Origin of the sequence: Bacteroides sp. OF03-11BH (assembly GCF_003604005.1) — a bacterium.
GTDB classification, from domain to species: Bacteria; Bacteroidota; Bacteroidia; order Bacteroidales; family Bacteroidaceae; genus Bacteroides; species Bacteroides ovatus.
Window position 1 is genome coordinate 159901 of record NZ_QTMW01000001.1, and the last position, 18048, is coordinate 177948.

Sequence of the window (18048 nt, forward strand, 5' to 3'; positions counted from 1 at the left end):
GAGAAATTGCTCTATTTTATAGAGAGTCCGATTTGAAATGAGTATTGCTGATTTTAAATGTTTTCGGCAGATGGACCTATTTTGAAAATTCAAACTCATATGGATAAGGAGTTTGATTCCATGAAACCCATTCTATCTTTCCATAATTATGCAAATCACATGGGAAAACCACAGAATAGTCCCATGGATTATATCGATATGGTATGTCAACATATTGACAAGCATATTTATTTGAATATAGCCAATGATATCCTGTTTTAGAGTCGCTATATATTGCTACCATAAAATATTTACCAATCTTTACTTTAGCGGAAGTATATGTTTCCTTTATTGACGAGGCAAATATAGAATAAGTAGCATCAACTATGCTACCATCTTTCTTTTTAATTTTTGATTTTGACAGCAAATTCCAAGTTTCATCTTGTATTTTTTGATAATCAAGTATATTCCCTGAAAAAGTTTGCTTTTTCACATCAAATTCCTCATTGTTGTCAGCCTTAAATAATAAAAATGTGGTGGAAATATTTTCGTAATCAGACTCTGGAGTAAGAGCTTTGTATCCATTTAGCCAAATTTCCTGAATGTCACTTTTTTCTTCATCACTTTTACTACATCCAACTACTATCAGTGCAGTCATAATTAAAAATAGAAGTTTTTTCGGGCTGACCCCAAAGGAACCCTGAATGCATTTGACGCTGTCAAGTTTCTCTTGGTATTCATTGAGTATATTACGTAGTTTGGTATTGATTAGTGCTGCGTCTGGACGTTTGACTACTTGCCCGTTTTTGAATTGTGAAAGACTGTCGACTTTGAATCGAGTGACAATGTACTTTGTTTCTTCTTTGTGATGGATGGCTATACAAATTTTGTGAGATCCATCACTTAACACCTTTGCTGGGATTAGAGCTAATCTGATTGTTGCCATAGTTTCAAAATTTAGAGAAAACACTCGGACAAGATTTCGACAAGGTAAATTGCTCAAAAGTGAGAGTTTTCTCGTTTTTTTTAATCAATAGCAGCTAATTAGAAAAGTAAAAAGGCTGATTAACCATTTGATAATCAGCCTTTCTGCTAAGTGATTCAAGTAACGTTCTTTAATCGCCTGATTATTAATTATTTGCATGATTGTATAGCCTACAATATGCCTACATTTCTTATCTATTACAGGTTATTTCTTACTTAATAAGACTTGTATTAGACGTTCCTTCTCCTCAATTATCCTTTCTAAATCAGCTATTTTTGCATCTTTATCAAGTTCATTTGATTTTATTCCAGGTATGGGAATATTATCAAAGAATACACCTACAGGAACTTCCAGAACCTTTGCTATTGCCTCAATGGTTTTTGTATTCGTTGTTCCATTCCTGACAATAGCCTGTATGCTACTATCTTCTTTTCCTATACGTGATGCAAGTTCTCGTATAGTGATTTTCTTTAACTCACATAATTCTCTTATTAACAAGAAATTAGCCATATTACATCTTTGTTATAACTTTTATTAACGTAATTCTTATTCACTTGTGGTGAAAATAATTATACCTTTGCTATGTAAAGTTAATAATAATGAGTATATTTATCACAAAGGTATGACGAAAAAAAAATTAAAAAGGAATGATGACGGCGAGAAACTAAGAATGTACCTTTTGAATTTGCCGGTAAAAGAATCTTCTGAAATGTCCCTTAAATTGGCAGAAGCATGTAAAGTGCCATTACATACCTTTCGTAATTGGCGGGGTAGTCGTTGTCGTATTCCCGAACTTGCCAAGGATAAGATCGAGGAAGTAACAGGCGTAAAAATCTTCCATAGTGAAAATCAATAAATAAAAGAAAAATGAAATCAAAGAAATTAGAAATCGAAATTCCGGAAGGTAAAACGGCCGTCTGGAGAAATGGCATCTTAACTCTTATTGATGAACCGGAGAAAGACGTAAAAGAACGTATTAAGACGTTTGAGGACGCCTGCCGTGAAATTGGCATTGATGCGGAAGCATGGAGCCGGGATAAAATATCCCTCGGTCTTGAACCTGACGTTCTGGCTTTCCTGAAACTCCGTATCATTGTCAAGGCTTTAAATGAAGGCTGGGAACCTCAATTTATAGAGGATGAATACCGTTATTATCCTTGGTTTATTCTTTATACAGGGGAAGAATACAATAAGTTGGACGAGGAAGAAAAGTCTCGTGTGGTGTATCGGTCGAGCAACGGCGCGGTCGCGTTGGGCGGTGTTTCGTATGCGTACGCGAGTTACGATTCATCGTACGCGAATGCGAGCATCGGTGTTCGGCTTGCCTTCAAAACGTCAGAACTGGCAGCGTATTGCGGTCGACAATTCCTTGATATTTGGGCGGACTTTGTTTTTCTTCCGGAAAAGAAAAGTGAATAAATAACCGGGGCGGCTTTTGCCGCTCCATATAATAACCGCCGGAGTGTGGAGATAACCCCGAAGGGCGAAAGCGGGTGTTATTGGTAGTTCGATGCTATCCTCCGGCACAGCTATAAACAACAATGAGCAAAATTTACATAGTAACTAAAAGGGAATCTGGAAAATACGAAGAAGACGGCGTTTGGTTTTCTATCCTTGCCGCATTTGATACGAGAAATAAAGCAGAAGAATATTTAAAGAAATATGTAAAAACGGCTCCTAAAGAAGCTTACTACACTTTCTATCGAATAGAATCTGTTCCGTTGTTTCTTTCTTCTCATAAAGTGAAAATAAACAGACCGAAACATACGACCTATCCTATTGGTGAATTGGTAAAATTAAAAATAAGTGGTGAAAAATAATTCAAATCAAGTAAGAAATGAAGATACTTAATTTATATGCCGGCATTGGAGGAAACCGTAAACTTTGGGGTGATATTCATCATATAACAGCGGTTGAACTCGACCCCCGAATTGCGGAAATATATAAAGACTTATATCCAGGTGACACGGTAGTAATTGGGGATGCGCATCAATTCCTTTTAGAACATTATATGGAGTACGATTTTGTTTGGGCTTCGCCACCATGCCCGTCTCACTCAATAACAAATTACTTCCTGAATGCTAAAGGAATCATCCGTTACCCGGACATGAATCTTTATCAAGAGATAATATTACTACAACACTTTTTTCAAGGTTGTTATGTCATTGAAAATGTGAAGAGCTATTATGACCCGTTAATTCCTCCTCAGGTAAGTGGGCGACACTATTTCTGGTCTAATTTTAAAATACCGCATCTGGAAAGCCGTATAAAAATAAGTCGAATGTGCGGCGATAAAGATAAGTTGGGAATTACTCAGGGAGAAATTAGAAAAAAGGAAATGTCAAAGCTTGGATTTGACCTGGATAAATATAGTTATCCAGCAAAAGAAAAACTTCTCCGTAACTGTGTAGACCCGTTGATAGGGCGTGCCATACTGGATAGAGCAATAGAAAGTTATAATTTAAAATCTGCCAAACAGCAAATTTTGTTTGGCGTATAACAGAATAGAAATGAAATCAACAATTACCACCCCCGATGAATTAACCACGCTACGAATAGAAGGCAGCAGTGGAACTTATAAAATATTCAGTAGCTTCCGCCCCATGGAATCCCCTGCGTTCGTGGATGCGGTGGACCGGAAGTATAATCTGGCGGAGATTAAGAATCTTTCCGGCGGAAAAGGTTATTTCCTGGTACACCTGAACAAGAAGCAGCAGGAAACCATACAGGAGGATTTAAACGCTATCCTTTGCGATAGTGTGCCATGCCTTCTGTAAACTAAGACGATCTTAACGAAATGCCATGAAAGAAGACAGACGCCTAAGAAACCTACGTTATCAGATGCGGAAGAAAGGTTACCAGTTCGATACAAAGCACCTGGTGGCCATTATGCCTTCACATGACAAACGTTCCCTTCTCCAGGAAAGGAGATTAAGCAAATTCGGTTTTTCAATTCAGTATAACATGTTTGAACAATGAAAGATAAAAATTTAAAATACATCGCCCACGCTATTATCGTGGTTGCCTTTATGGGACTGATTGCCTTTGTCATTTATTATACGGGTAAAACCGCCTTTCTTTGGCTGTTATTATTCGTTTTCCTGTATCAACCTTGGGGAGACTTGAAAACAAAGCAGGAGGAAAACAACGAAAAATAAGTAACTATGTAACTTTATAACGATGATAAAGGCAGAAGACATCTACAAAGTAACCAACAACGGGCTGGATATTATTCTACATTATTATCCGCAAGCCCGGGATTGTGTCGGAACCAACCGCCATTTCAAACGCCGGCCGTCAGAGGACGACGCGTCGGCCTGTATCAAATTGTTCGGAAAGGAAGGTTCCCAGCAGGTTTATAAGGTAACGGATTTCGGCGATACCGGAACGGCTCAAAGCCCTGTCGATATCTGCATGTATGAGGAAGGCCTCCGGTTTAACGAGGCTATCCTTAAACTTGCATCCATGTACAACGTAACCGATGAACTCAACCGTAACGTAAACAAGCCGGATATCCGTAAGGTTCCGGCCTCCCAGGATCAGAAAGACGGTACTAAAATTTTCGAGCTTGCCGATCATCTCACCCCGGATCAGTTACGCATACTCGGCCCCCGTGTCACCCAGGAGAACGCCGAGGCCCTGCACTGGTATTCGGCCAAATACATAGGGTATGTAAAAAATCGCGAGGTAACTTATAAATACGCGACTGCGACATACCCTATCTTTATGCGCGAATGTCTGGTAAAACCGGCCGAGGGTGACACGCCCGAAGTGAAGTTCTATAAAATATACGAGCCCCTGAATCCGGACAAGCAGTGGCGTTTTTCCTACACCCCGGAAGGTGTCAAGCCGAAAGACTATATAAACGGCCTTTCCGAACTGAAAGCCTTATACCGGGAATTTAATTCCAGGGAGGAAGCCGCCTTTAAAAAGAATCCGGCCAATGCTGAAAAGCCCTATAAGGAGCAGAAGCTGCAGGAGGCGTTTATATGTTCCGGAGAGCGCGACGCCCTGTGTGTTAAATCGCTGGGCTTTTCCCCGATCTGGTTTAATTCGGAGACGTATAAACTTTCCGAACAGGACTACAAGGAGATCATGAAATACGTTGAGGTCCTGTATAACATACCCGATATCGACACGACGGGCAGGGTGAAGGGTACGGAACTTGCATTACGCTTTATCGATATCCATACGATCTGGCTACCGGCCTGGCTTACCACTTACCGGGACCAGCGGGGCAAACCGCGTAAGGACTTCCGGGACTTCATGGAATTAAGAAGCAAGAACGAAGATTTCCGTAACCTTATGACGCTTGCCATGCCCGCCAAATTCTGGTATTCCAAGTTTAACGAGAAATCCCGGCAATGGGATCACAATATAGACGCGGACTGCCTTCACTACTTTTTACGTCTTAACGGTTTCTATTCGCTTCATGATGAAAATTCCAGTTCAACGAAATACATCCGTATTACCGGCAATATCGTAAAACTGATAAAGGCAAAGGATATCCGGAAGTTTATCCGTGAGTGGGCCCAAGAGAGCTTTTTATCCCGCGATATAAGGAACCTTATTCTGAACAGCCCCAAACTGTCAGATACGGCCCTGGACAACTTGCAGGAGATCGAACTGGACTTTACCAATTATACCCATAATACGCAGATGTTCTTCTTTCCCGGTTGCAGCATGGAGGTAAGCGGTACTGGTATAAAGGAGCATCCGGCCAACGGCAGCACATTGTCCCACTACGTTTGGGAAGAAAACGTCCTGAAACACAAAGTCCGTCTAATGGAAGACATGTTTACCATTTCCCGTAAAAAAGACATAGAGGGGAACGATGTTTTTGATATCCGGATCAATGCCGTCCCGTCTAACTTTTTTGGTTATGTAATCAATTCGAGCCGCGTTTACTGGCGTAAGGAACTGGAGTATAATTTCGATGACAAGAGCGTGGGGGAAGCTGAATCCTACCGGGAAAAACATAAATTCGATATCGAGGGGGAAGGCCTCACGGCGGAAGAAGTCGCCGAACAGAAAAGAAATCTTATCAATAAGATATTTACTATCGGTTATATGCTGCATCGTTATAAATCCCCTTCGCGTGCCTGGGCACCACAGGCCATGGATAACAAGATCGGTGAAGACGGTGAATGTAACGGACGTTCGGGTAAATCATTCATGTTCAAGGCTCTTTCCTACTTTATGAAGACCGTCAAGCTTTCCGGCCGTAATCCTAAGTTAATGGATAATCCGCATGTGTTCGACCAGGTAAACCAGCATACCGATTTTATTTTGGTGGATGATTGCGACCGGTATCTTAATACGGGCCTGTTTTACGATATCATCACGTCAGATATGACCGTGAACCCGAAGAATAACCAGTCGTTTACTATACCTTTCGAGGAATCGGCCAAGCTGGGATTTACAACTAATTACGTACCTATTGATTTTGATCCGTCTACGGAAGCCCGTTTGCTGTACCTGGTATTCTCCGACTACTACCACCAGCGTACGGAAGATAACGACTACCGGGAAACGCGTTCTATCCGGGACGATTTCGGTAAGGATTTGTTTTCCAAGACTTACAGCGAGAACGAGTGGAACGCCGATATAAATTTCTTCTTGCAGTGCTGCCGTTTTTACCTTTCCCTTTGCGAGGAATCTATAAAACTGCTTCCGCCCATGGAAAACATTATCAGGCGTAAATACAAGGCCGATATGGGCAATAACTTTGAGGACTGGGCGAACTCTTATTTCTCTCCGGACAGCGAGCACCTGGACAGCTTTATCGTCCGTGAAAAGGCTTTTGCTGATTACAAAAGCTTTTCCGGTGTGAATAAAATCACGATGCAGCGTTTTACAAAGGCCCTCAAAGGCTTTGTGGCCCTTTGCCCTTACATTGACGAACTCAACCCGAAGGACCTTTGTAACTCCCAGGGGCGTATCGTACGCAAGGATAACGACGGCAAGGCCGCCGACATGATCTATCTGCGTTCATGCGGCACGGCGGAAACGGCTGCCGGTGGTGGAACGGAACCGGCCGATCCGACACTCATGTTTGTACCTGATGAACGACCGGATGAATGAATAACGCGCATTTGAAATTAAACAGCATGTCCGAGTTTACCGCGCTCTGGAACAGCGGCGAGAAGTTCCGGAAATTCGCCGAACAGGTCTACCGCTATCTGGAGCGTATGAAACCCGGTACCGTCCTGGCGCTGGAACGCTATTCGGGCGAGCAGCTCGAATGGATCATCAAAACGGCCTGTGTTTTTATCCTGGAAGGCGACAACTACCTGGAGTATGAATTTAACGAAGACTATACGGCCGTCGTGCACCGCTATATACCCCCGGACGTAAAGGAATGGATTTTAAGCAGGTGCAAACATCGCGTATAAGACGGATCGGAGCCGGTATAAAATACGAAAAGAGGGACCAGATACGAATGTGTCGGTCCCTCTTTTCGTATGGAAACAGATGCGTCCCGCCCGGCTTCCCTCCCCATACCCCACCTCTATTTCATACAAAATTTTAGTAACCTTGTAACCTTTGTTTGCTTGAAAGAAAAAAGTCTGAAAATCAAATAAATAAATAGGAAATAAAGGTTACGAAGTTGCAGTTACAAAACGGTTACGAATTTTTCCGGTTTGTAACACCGGCCTTTTTATCTTCTACCGGTAAGCCCGGTTACAAACTGTTTTCCGGCCATTTTTTTGTAACGGAAATTAGTAACGTTACTAAGTTGCTAAGATACAGGAATTTATCTTTGCCGGTTGCTCGGTTACGAAATTACAAAAATTTAGTACCGGATTATATCAGCACAGCCTGGCGGAGAAAATTCCGGGCGTGTGGCGGCATGAAAAAGTGTATTATAATTATTCTCCCGGAGTATATTTATCAAAATGGCGGTCGAATGCCTACATTTTCCCGTAAATGGCAGACCAACAGCCGATAAAGGAATATCTTTGCCTTTAAAAAGGAATGTTATTGCTATGATTACCACCCGAATACAGATCGAATCCTACCTGGCCGAATACGTCCGGGGCAAATATTACGACGAAACGGTCGGTACCGTCCGTTTTCCTTCCTCGTCCGATATTTATGTGACCGTTTACGACCTCATGGAGAAACGGCCGGTAAATTGTCCGGCTGACCGTGGCAACTTGGAGTTTATGCTGCCTGACCGCCGGGAGGCCAATTTTGCCGGCGGCAAGTCTCCGGAACAGTTCAATTACATTTCCGTACGCGGTACCGCCATTCTTGAAAAGCGTCTGCGTGCCCTGATGTGGGCCGAGCTGCACGAACTCATGGACGAAAACAAGCACCTGCACGGTATCGAATTTAAGGAAACCGTTTTTACCTTTCTGAAAAAGTATAATATATCTTCCATTCAGGAAGACGGACTACTGAAAAACTACCAGCGGTGGCGGGATAGTTTCAGACGTAAGAAGAAAAGGGCCTATAACCGAAAAAAAGTGTAAAAAAGCAAGTTATTTTTTACCTACCAAGTGTATCTGTTTGTCCTTTTTTGTCCGGTTTTTGGCTGAAAAACGTCTGAAAAATGCTGAATGTTTGATTATCAATACTTTATATCTGTAATTATGTCAAGAAAGTTAATTTCCGCCGCCCATAGTCTGCAACTGGTTCCCGTTTACAACATTATTCATTTTGGCGTCGTGCGTTCGAAAGTCGTTATCCGCTCTATCGGAAAACCTGATATTCTTATGATCGTACCGGGAACCTTAAAACCGGGTGATAGCAAAAATGAAGACGTCTATACTAAAAAACATACCTTCAAGCTTGCCGACGTGTCGCAAAATAAGACGCTTTACCTGGAAAATCTGAAAGCGACGCCCTTTGTCGCTCTCTATACTGATGAAACGGGTAATACCCGTGTTTCCGGTTCTCCTGATTACCCGCTTACCTTTTCTTTTGAGATCGGCGGGGGCCTGTATAACTGCACCCTGTCCGGTACGGGGCTGGGTGTTGATGCGTTCCTATAGGTTCCTTTCAGTCCTTCTCTACCTATGATATAGGCGTTTTCTTTGTCGTAAAAAAGAGAACGTGGACAAAATACAGGAGATTTTTACAGCACCTTGGGCAATCGCTGATAATGATTATTACCGGTTGCTTTCTTTACTTGTGCCGTGTGTTGCAGCCGGCAACCTGGATGCGATCGAAAAACGGCTCGACAATAATAAAATAACCGCCTACGCTACTACGCCTTACCTTGCCAACCGGTGGGAACTGGACGATGAGACGCTGCCGGCTGACAGTGTGGCCGTCATTATCCTGGAGGGCACCTTGTATTCCTGGGAGACTTACCGCCTGGAAAAGCAGCTCCGGGATGTTTTCGATAATCCTAAGATTTGCGGTGCGGTCCTGTGGATCAACGGTCCGGGCGGAATGGTTGCGCATGTGGACCTGGCGGCTAAAATGATTGCCGAATCTTCCAAACCTATAGCTACCTATGTGGCCGGTACCATGGGGAGTGCCCATTTCTGGCTGGGAACCGCCGCCGGCAGAACCTTTATCGCTTCCCCTATGTGTGAAGTCGGTTCCGTCGGTATCATGCTTACTTACCAATCCTTTAAGAAATATTTCAAGAAACAGGGCATTGATTACCGGGAAATCTATCCGGATAGTGCCGATCTGAAAAACTATGAAACCCGCGCGATTGAAGATGACAACAACGAAGAGCCTATAAAGCAACGTCTGGCCGTCATGCACCGCATTTTCTGCGATGCGATCAGTCGGAATCTGGGTATTGCCTACGATCCGGAACTTCCCCTTTTCCGGGGACAGATATTCACCGGCGACGTAGCCGTGGCAAACGGCTATATCGATCAGTTCGGTACGCTGGAAGACGCGGTAAAGTGGGTACTGGCACAGGCTACCGTCAGAAAAGTAAATGCGATGTATAACATATAGTATTAACTTCAAAATTTTGTATATATGAAATTTAAGAGCTTTTCCGCTCACATTCTGGCCCTGTTGGGCCTGTCGGAATGGAGCAAGGTAGAGGACAAAAACTCTATCACGGCCGAGGAAGTGGCAAAACTGAAAAATTACGGTTTTACCGAAAAATTCCTCACGGACTTTAAAGCGTCTCTCGAAAACGATTTCCAGGACGAAGCCGAAGACGGGAACCAGGGAGAGGAAACCGAGGAACCCAGAACTACCGCTTTCCTTCGCGGTTTGTTAGGTGATACTGCCGCCCGTTTGACACAGGCACAGGAACAGCTTGAAGCCTTGCAGACGCAACAGCGTGACGAAAACCGAAACAACACCGCGTTAATTGCCAAGAAGGATGCCGAAATAACGAAGCTTTCCGGTATTATCGCCCAACTTTCGGCCGCTGCGGAAGATGATCCGGGTAAAGGGAAGCAACACAACGCCCAGGCGGACGGTAAGGGAAAATTCAATCTCCAGGATGAAAAGCAGCTGGGAGGCTTGCAGGGTGAAATGTTCTCACTGGACCGCCCGTATAACCTTCGTGCCAAAGCTGCGTTAATGGAGGCTGCCGGTTTTGAAATGATCGCTCTTCCGAAAGCAAGTTCCATTGACTACAGCCGTTTGAAGGAAGACCTCGGTGCCTTTTACCGTATTCCCTGGCAACAGCGTTTGCAGTCGTTTTTAATGGAACTTCCTTCCATTGAAAGTATTTTCCCGCTTGAATCCGGTTATCAGGATTTGGCTACGCTGGTTAATATCTGGCTGGGTGAGTTCTCACAGGCCGGTAATGAGGAATCCGACTTCGACAAGGTGACTAAAGGTTCCTACGAGTTCGACGATGAAACCTTGCGCATGTTCAACGTGATGTTTGCACACCGTTTCAAAAATTTAAAGGCTCTGGAGAAAACCTGGATCGGCACTTTGAACAAGGAAGGTTCAAACCCTATCAAGTGGTCTTTTATCGAGTACATCTTAGCCGAAACCGCCAAAAAGTTGCATAACGAGCGTGAACAACGCCGTATTAACGGAATCCGTAAGGACCCGAATTTGAACGAACCGGGCAAAGCACTTGCTGCAGCTGACGGTCTGTATGAGTTCCTGAACAAGAAAGTGAATGGACATACCGATATCAATAACGGAAAGTTCGTTTACCAGATCAAACCGTTCGAGCTGGGAGAACTTACCGAAGCAAACATCGGTGAAAAGGTGTACAAGGGTACTTCCATGATCCCGGCGGTTCTTCGTGACAGCGGTAACCTGGCACTTTATATGCCTTCGCACTTTATTGTATTGTATCATAAATACAATGAACTGCATTACGGGCAGAACCAGGATTACAAGGCTAATATCATGTATGTAAAGGAATATCCGGCGGTGAAGATTATCCCGGTTCCCAATGCTGACAACCACCACCGTATCTTCTGGACGTTTGAAGGCAACATTAAAACCTACGAGGACAAACCGGGTGAAATGACGGCTTTCAACCTGGAGCAGGAAGACTGGAGCCTGAAAGTCTGGAGTAACTGGCGTGAAAGTATCTGGGCTATTGCCGTGGGCTTCAAGTACACCAAGAAAGAAGATATGGACTATAACCGTCAGATGATCTTCTGTAATGAGTATGACCGCCCGGCGTCTTACTTTGTGGACGCTGACAAGGACAAGAACCCGTCGGCCAAGCTTCATACCTCCATTGTTACCGTAGCCAATACAGCCGAATTTGCTATTACTGATATTGAAGATGCGCCGGTAGGTACGGTTATTTCCCTGAAATGCGGAAGCGTGGATAAAGGTGTTAAGATTGAGAAAAGCGGAAACTTTGAACTTATTTCCGACGCCTGGCAGCCCGGTAAAGGGGATGTTATTAAACTGATGAAACGTGCCGACGGTAAATTTATCGAGATCGGCCGCGAAAACGCTTCTTCCGATGCGTTGCAGTTTGCACCGGATGAAACGACACCTTCCTTGCTTGACGGTGAAGTATTCGTTACCGGTGAGAATACAAAGGCAACGGCAATCATTAACTTTACCGATGCGGAAACCGGTGTCGTTTACACGATCTACGGAAGCGGTTCTGAATATGCTTCCACCATTGCAGCCGGCGGAAACTTTGTCTTAACCGAAGCTATGACGCTTTCCGAAGGTAAGTTTATCAAGCTGGCAAAAGCCGCCGACGGTAAATTCTACGAAGTGGCAAGAGGCTAATTTTTAACGGAAGGGGTACTTTATCCCTTCCATTTTATAACCTTATAAATCATTAAGTTATGACATACGTAAAAGCAAGCGTAAGAAGGCCGGCCGGTAATCCCGGTAACGGTATTCAGCCCAAAGATCAGCTCGTAATTTACGACGTTGACGATATTCTTTCCTTTCCGCCGAGAAACGATGCCGGCGTGGTTATCGAAGAGGATATCGTAATGAAGGCGGGACGTTATGCGATCGGTATTTATCTGACACCCGGTACCGCTGAAATCAGTTCCAACAGTGACGGAGAAACGGACGCCGAAGGCTATACGCCTTCCATTAAGTTCAATCATCCCGGTAACGAACAGGAAATTCGCGAGTTTAAGACAAACTGGCTGTCCAAGAAATGTATCGTTGTGCTCCGTTATTGTAGCGGAAAGCCTGCCGATCTGATCGGAACGCCCTGTAACCCGTGTAAGTTATCCGTTTCTTATACCGGTTCCAATGAATCGAATACGAACGAACTTACTTTCACCCAGATCAGCAAGGGGGATGATATCGCCATTTACCGGGGTACCGATACCCTGGAAGAGCCGGTGGCCGTAGTGGAAGCCGGTGCCACGGATATAGATTACCAGACGGACGGGCAGTACCAGCTTTCCGCAGGTGCGGCTAAAATAGCCGGTGTTACCGGTGGAAGTCATGGATCGGTAATTACCCTTATGGGATGTTCGGGCGTTGCGCCAACAGTGGAAAAAGGCGGTAATTTCCTTTTGAAAGGTGGTAAAACGTTTACCGCTTCCGAAGGTTCCCAACTGACGTTGCGGGCGTTTAACGACGGTTCGGAGGCTATGAAATGGATTGAACAAAGCCGTTATGAGGCATAAATAAACGGCTTTCATATAATTCAAAGGGTGACCGGCAGCACATGCCCGGCCACCCTTTGTCCTTTTTGGGGTAATTGCCCCCTTTTTTCTTTGTATCATCAAATTTTATATAGTATGAAACAGGAAATTATTACCTATCTGGCCGGTCCGCGTAACTTTATTCAGGGCGTGGAACTGTACGAGAAATACGGTATCAACCGTATGTTAAAGAAGTCATTTCGCCGGCAGGGAGAAACGGAAACGATGAAGGCCATTCTTTTAGAGGAACTACGGAAGCTGGCCGGGCTTTCCGAACGTGAATTTAAGACGATCCGGCGCAACTCCAAACAGCCGGTCGTGGCAAAAATGGAACCCGCCCGGGAGGAAACACCCAAAACGCCGGTAAAATACAGCGATGATTTGCTGCTGGAACTTGCCGAATCTTTTGGCGTCAGCGTGGAAGAACTCGTTTCGTCCGATTTCCGGGATAAGGTTCTTTCCATGGATGAAAATGCCGACCGTGTGGAAGAGCTGGAAGAGGAACTGGATCAGGCGGAGAAACGATACAAGGCAGCCCCGGAAACCGTAACCAAAATGATACGTTTCCGCGAGAAATTTACTTTCCTGAACTCTCCGGATTGTCCCGACATTCTGAAAATACTTGTTTCCGACATGTTCACCGCATACGGGAAATATAAGGAAGCTTTCGCCCGTCTGGAGGCTACGCCGGATGATGTCAATTCACTTTCTACAGCACAGGAAGCGCAGGCGGTTGTGGAAAACTTCATCGCTAACCGCGAGATGTGGGATGAACTGGAATATTACCGGGAAAACGGAAAGATTCTGGGTAAATGTGAGAAGGTAAAAAGTTTGTCCGTCCGTAAGGGTGTTGAGAACCTTTCGGATATCGACATACAAAAGGCACTGAATAACGCTCGTGCCAACCTTTCAAAGAATAAGGCGAAACTGGAACAGGCCGGGGATGATGAGAAGAAGAAAGCGAGTGCCCTTGCATTGATCCAAAAGTGGGAAACTACACAGAAGGCCATAGAGGAAGAAATCGAGGCGCGAAAAAAAAAGTAATTGAACTTATTGCCAGTCTGACAGGGAAACGGCAACGGATCACAAAGAACCTGGGCCGTTTCTCTCATCCTTGCGACCGCTCGGAGCTGGGGCACCAGCTCAAAATATTAACCCTCCGGATAGAAAAAGAAGAGAGCCGGATTAAACAACTTTCCAATGATAACAAACCTAAGATAGAATGAAGCATTATCACGAAGAAGAAATACCCATAGAGGAAGATTTTAATCCGTGGGATGAGAAAGAAAGAGCAGTATAACTAATAACCCGCACAGAAACGAATAAAAGATGCGTATGAACGATTTAACGGTGGTGGATAGTATTTACCTGGATGCGCAGCAAAAGGAGGATGTACGGCGTTTATCTTCTTTAGGATATTCCCCGAAAGATATAGCCGTTTCCCTGGGGCTTTCTCTGGAGGATGCCGGGCTTTTTGTCCAGGATGCGGAAACGGTAGGAACTTCTGTTAACTTCCTGATCCGGGAAGGGATTCTGGTAGCACGTGCCGCTCCTGAAATAAAACTCCATGAAGCGGCGGAAGGCGGAAACGTGGAAGCTATAAAACAGCTGGAGGCCGTACGGAAAAGACACACTTTCGAACGTTTAATCGAACAAATGGATGACGACGAATTTAATTAAGCCCTCACGAATAGACTTTGACAAGGTAGATATTAACCAGATTCAAAGGATTCTTTCTACCGGTACGTTGGAAGCCCTCGCACCCGATGAAAGAGAATATTATAGCCTTATGGAAATGGTACGGGGACTTCGTGCCCGTATGCGTATAAATGGTAAGTTGGTGACAAAGGCCGGTATCATCCGCCTTTTGAAGTCGGAACCTTACGGGCTTTCGGACTGGATGGCCCGCCAGGTGTACGCCGACAGTCTCAATTTCTTTTATACGCAGGATAACGTACGCCCGCAGGCTTTCGCTAATCTGTATGCTGAAAAGGCCGAAAATTGGGCGAATACTGTTTTTCTTATGGGAAATGTGAAGGAGGCTAAGAACCTGCTGAAATTGGCGGCGGAACTTCGCGGATGTTACAAGGATCAACAGGCCGAAATACCGGAGGAACTGCTTTCACAGAAAAGTACGGTTATTTATACTACCAGCCGTAAGGATCTGGGTGTTCCTGAAATCGACCGTAAAGAACTGGAAGAATTTATCGACGCGATACCGGAAATTCCTGTTATTGTACGTGAGAATATAAAAGAGGATGCGCGTATTAAAGCTTTTGACCTGAAAAAACGTATGTTGTATGATATCAAAGAGTTCGGGGAAGATAACGAAGGTGAGTAACGCCAACGCCGACGATGTGGAGATAAAATACGGCCATATAATCCAGGTCCTGACGGACTGGATCGATACTACTATCCTTGTATCTGTTGACGGGCGCGGTATGGCCAAATCCACCGTTATACAAGCCAGGCGTTCCGCCCGGTGTGTGGAAGAAATGCCCGGCGGTGCGTTTGCTTTTGTTGCCAATACCTACAGTAACCTGGAAGATAATATAATGCCGGCCGTTCAGAAGGGCTGGCAGCTTATGGGCCTGATCGAAGGGGTACACTATGTAAAAGATACCCGCCCGCCTGAATCCTGGCGGCGTAAATGTTCGGTTATCGTGGATGATTATAAGCATGTTTATAGCTTCTGGAACGGATGTGTTATTTTCATGGGATCACTGGATAACCCTTCCCTGCTTGCCGGAAAGTCTGTAATACATCTGTTTTATGATGAAGCGAAGTACGACAAGGAAATGAAAGTAAACCGCGCTATGCCTATTCTTCGCGGTGATGCGATCACTTACGGACATTCCCATTTGTTCCTGGGGATAACCATTACTACCGACATGCCGGATATCGACGAAAACGAGTACGACTGGTTTTTCCGGTATGTCAAGCAAATGGACCCGGAACGGATCATTAAAATAGTACAGGCGGCAAGTGTACGTAATGACTTGATAATTTCCTTTTTACGGGAACAAAGAAAGAACAAGCCTTCCTCCTTGAAACTGAAACGTTTGAAACGGGATATTGAATATTACGACCGGGCTTTGTTGAAGTTGAGAAAAGGACAAACGTTCTTTCTTAACGCTTCTTCATTCGCTAATGTTGAGATACTTACGATAGAGTATTTAAAGCGTATGTATAATGGAACAATGGAGCTTCACGAATTTAAAAAGTCGGTGGTGGGTATGCGTCCCGGTCTTCGCAGGGATTTACGTTTCTATGTGTTGTTTGGTGAAGGACATAAGTATTATAACGGTACCGCGTCCGGGGAGGCCGCTTATAGCTCGCGGGAACTCCGGTACCTGCACCATGATAAAACGATTGAAGGCGGTATGGACTTCGGTAATATGCTTTCTTTGGTGATCGGTCAGGCGGACGGTGCTTATTACCGGGTACATAAGAACTTTTTTGAGATACCGCCGGGCTGGTTCCGGGAGATCGCCGACCAGTTCCTCACTTTCTTCCAGAACCACGAATATAAAGAACTGGATTTGTACTATGACCGTGCAGGTAATAACTTTGAGAAACAGAAGGAGGATTACGCGGGTAAGATCAAAGACGCCATAGAAAAAGACGGCAGCGGAAACCGTACCGGCTGGATCGTAAACCTAAAGAGCCGTAAACAGGCAGTTATCCGGCAGGATGCGGAATACGACTTTATGCAGGAGATTATGGGCGGTACCAACAAGAACCTGCCTATCCTGTTGGTTGATGCGGTGAACTGTAAAGAAATGGTTAGTTCCGTAGAAAAGGCAAAGGCTGAAATCAAATACCGGGGTAATTCTAAGGTAGTGTTCAAAGTGAAGAAGTCCGAAAAGCTGGCACCGAAAAAACTACCGATGTTATCCACCAATTTCTCCGACGCTTTCAAATACTTACTGATGCGCCCCGGCTGGATAGCTTTAGTACGAGGCAAACGGACGCTGCAGGCCGATTCGTTTGTGGACCAATGGATAGAGAACAGGCATAAAAGGTAATTGCCTTGTAACGCTGGAAAATTGCTTTTCCGGCGTTTTTTGTGTTACCAGGTTACGGGTACCCCTCCCCAGAGGTCATATTTCACCTTTTAGGGGGAGGGCAACTGCTTTCCGACTTCTGAGCGGCTCGGTCTTCGGAAGGTGCTATTTTTTTAGTTTTTGAAATTTTCTCCGGTTTTTGATTGTTTTTCAGTCGTTTATCTGCATTTAGACCAAAATTTTACGCGAAAAAGCGTGTTTTTTATGCGTTTTTGCTTCATTTTTTGGGGCGTTTTTCATGAATTACCGTGTATTTTGGGGCGGTTGCCTTTCATTTTTGGGGATAATATTCTTTATAATTGTACATATTAAGTATTTTTGCAGCCGTCAAAATTACACTGCATATAACCGTCAGAACTTACGGGTGGTACAGACGAAAGTATACACTAATTTTAAGTTACTGATATGAAGAAATTATTATTAATTACCGTGTTGGCTATTTTAGTAGTAGCAGCTACAGCACAAGAAACTCGAAAAACGTTTTGTGAAATTGTTGGTACAGGGAAAGTCTTAAGTTCTAAAGTCAAAATACAAATAGACTTCGGGCAAAAAACATCTTATTTCGGAAAATACAAAACGTTTATGGTAGATGAATCCGGGAAGAAAATTGAATTTAATTCTATGGTAGACGCCATGAATTATTTAGCAAAATTTCGGTGGAAATTTGAACAGGCGTATGCTGTTACCGTGGGGGGAGAAAATGTGTATCATTGGTTATTAAGTAAAGATATAGTTTCTGATGATGAAATACGCGAAGGTATTATAACACAGAAAGATTTTGAAGACATGGAGAAAGAGGCTTTAAAGGCACAGGAAAACAATACCCCCAATAATGATAGCATTTTAGATACCGAGGAAGCTATAAGAAAGCGATACGAATAGTAAAATATAAATTAACGCTCACCCTTAATCAGGTGGGCGTTTTTTTGTTACGAAGTAACGAATCGTAGAGTCGATAAATTTCCTTTCTTGATAAACT

20 protein-coding genes are annotated in these 18048 nt (G+C 44.1%); 18 read left to right on the top strand and 2 right to left on the bottom strand.

Going from position 1 to position 18048, the window contains the following annotated elements:
* Window positions 1-76 precede the first annotated feature (76 nt).
* Window positions 77-925, bottom strand: coding sequence for an Arm DNA-binding domain-containing protein (locus DXA54_RS00655; RefSeq protein ID WP_120078817.1), 849 nt, complete (start codon window positions 923-925; stop codon window positions 77-79).
* A 243-nt stretch (window positions 926-1168) separates the two neighbouring features.
* Window positions 1169-1474, bottom strand: coding sequence for a helix-turn-helix domain-containing protein (locus DXA54_RS00660; RefSeq protein ID WP_004325853.1), 306 nt, complete (start codon window positions 1472-1474; stop codon window positions 1169-1171).
* Between the two features lie 112 nt (window positions 1475-1586).
* Here DXA54_RS00660 and DXA54_RS00665 point away from each other — a divergent pair, with 112 nt between their 5' ends.
* The 18 genes from DXA54_RS00665 to DXA54_RS00750 all read left to right on the top strand — a co-directional run bounded on the left by DXA54_RS00665 (window position 1587) and on the right by DXA54_RS00750 (window position 17951).
* Window positions 1587-1820 (top strand): hypothetical protein, encoded by a 234-nt coding sequence (locus DXA54_RS00665; RefSeq protein WP_029425873.1) that lies wholly within the window; start codon window positions 1587-1589, stop codon window positions 1818-1820.
* 11 nt (window positions 1821-1831) lie between these two features.
* Complete coding sequence (locus tag DXA54_RS00670) at window positions 1832-2383, top strand: hypothetical protein (protein ID WP_120078818.1); 552 nt, start codon at window positions 1832-1834, stop codon at window positions 2381-2383.
* Window positions 2384-2505: 122 nt separating this feature from the next.
* Window positions 2506-2784 (top strand): hypothetical protein, encoded by a 279-nt coding sequence (locus DXA54_RS00675; RefSeq protein ID WP_004325856.1) that lies wholly within the window; start codon window positions 2506-2508, stop codon window positions 2782-2784.
* A 17-nt stretch (window positions 2785-2801) separates the two neighbouring features.
* Window positions 2802-3464: a DNA cytosine methyltransferase gene (locus DXA54_RS00680; RefSeq protein ID WP_117971695.1), complete on the top strand. Its 663-nt coding sequence runs from the start codon at window positions 2802-2804 to the stop codon at window positions 3462-3464.
* Window positions 3465-3474: 10 nt separating this feature from the next.
* Window positions 3475-3741 (top strand): hypothetical protein, encoded by a 267-nt coding sequence (locus DXA54_RS00685; RefSeq protein ID WP_032533269.1) that lies wholly within the window; start codon window positions 3475-3477, stop codon window positions 3739-3741.
* 198 nt (window positions 3742-3939) lie between these two features.
* Window positions 3940-4122, top strand: coding sequence for a hypothetical protein (locus DXA54_RS00690; RefSeq protein WP_004318165.1), 183 nt, complete (start codon window positions 3940-3942; stop codon window positions 4120-4122).
* A 22-nt stretch (window positions 4123-4144) separates the two neighbouring features.
* Complete coding sequence (locus tag DXA54_RS00695) at window positions 4145-7048, top strand: hypothetical protein (RefSeq protein ID WP_117816307.1); 2904 nt, start codon at window positions 4145-4147, stop codon at window positions 7046-7048.
* Entirely contained in the window at window positions 7045-7359 is a 315-nt protein-coding gene (locus DXA54_RS00700; RefSeq protein ID WP_117816305.1) for a hypothetical protein, read from the top strand. The genes DXA54_RS00695 and DXA54_RS00700 overlap by 4 nt, the downstream gene beginning before the upstream one ends.
* Window positions 7360-7953: 594 nt before the next feature.
* Complete coding sequence (locus DXA54_RS00705; protein WP_117816303.1) at window positions 7954-8442, top strand: hypothetical protein; 489 nt, start codon at window positions 7954-7956, stop codon at window positions 8440-8442.
* A gap of 87 nt (window positions 8443-8529) precedes the next feature.
* Window positions 8530-8964 (top strand): hypothetical protein, encoded by a 435-nt coding sequence (locus DXA54_RS00710; RefSeq protein ID WP_182303342.1) that lies wholly within the window; start codon window positions 8530-8532, stop codon window positions 8962-8964.
* A gap of 61 nt (window positions 8965-9025) precedes the next feature.
* Entirely contained in the window at window positions 9026-9892 is an 867-nt protein-coding gene (locus DXA54_RS00715) for a S49 family peptidase (protein ID WP_117816299.1), read from the top strand.
* Window positions 9893-9916: 24 nt separating this feature from the next.
* Window positions 9917-12118 carry a hypothetical protein gene (locus DXA54_RS00720; protein ID WP_117816297.1) on the top strand — a complete coding sequence of 734 codons (2202 nt, stop codon included), beginning with the start codon at window positions 9917-9919 and terminating at the stop codon, window positions 12116-12118.
* Between the two features lie 59 nt (window positions 12119-12177).
* Window positions 12178-12984: a hypothetical protein gene (locus DXA54_RS00725; protein WP_007478423.1), complete on the top strand. Its 807-nt coding sequence runs from the start codon at window positions 12178-12180 to the stop codon at window positions 12982-12984.
* Between the two features lie 114 nt (window positions 12985-13098).
* Entirely contained in the window at window positions 13099-14046 is a 948-nt protein-coding gene (locus tag DXA54_RS00730; RefSeq protein WP_117816295.1) for a hypothetical protein, read from the top strand.
* Window positions 14047-14337: 291 nt separating this feature from the next.
* Complete coding sequence (locus DXA54_RS00735) at window positions 14338-14682, top strand: helix-turn-helix domain containing protein (protein WP_117816325.1); 345 nt, start codon at window positions 14338-14340, stop codon at window positions 14680-14682.
* Window positions 14663-15343, top strand: a complete 681-nt coding sequence (locus tag DXA54_RS00740; RefSeq protein WP_117816293.1) for a hypothetical protein — start codon at window positions 14663-14665, stop codon at window positions 15341-15343. The genes DXA54_RS00735 and DXA54_RS00740 overlap by 20 nt, the downstream gene beginning before the upstream one ends.
* Window positions 15303-17030 (top strand): hypothetical protein, encoded by a 1728-nt coding sequence (locus DXA54_RS00745; protein WP_117816291.1) that lies wholly within the window; start codon window positions 15303-15305, stop codon window positions 17028-17030. Before DXA54_RS00740 ends, DXA54_RS00745 begins: the two co-directional genes overlap by 41 nt.
* Before the next feature lie 444 nt (window positions 17031-17474).
* Window positions 17475-17951, top strand: coding sequence for a hypothetical protein (locus DXA54_RS00750; protein ID WP_120078819.1), 477 nt, complete (start codon window positions 17475-17477; stop codon window positions 17949-17951).
* Window positions 17952-18048: the final 97 nt, after the last annotated feature.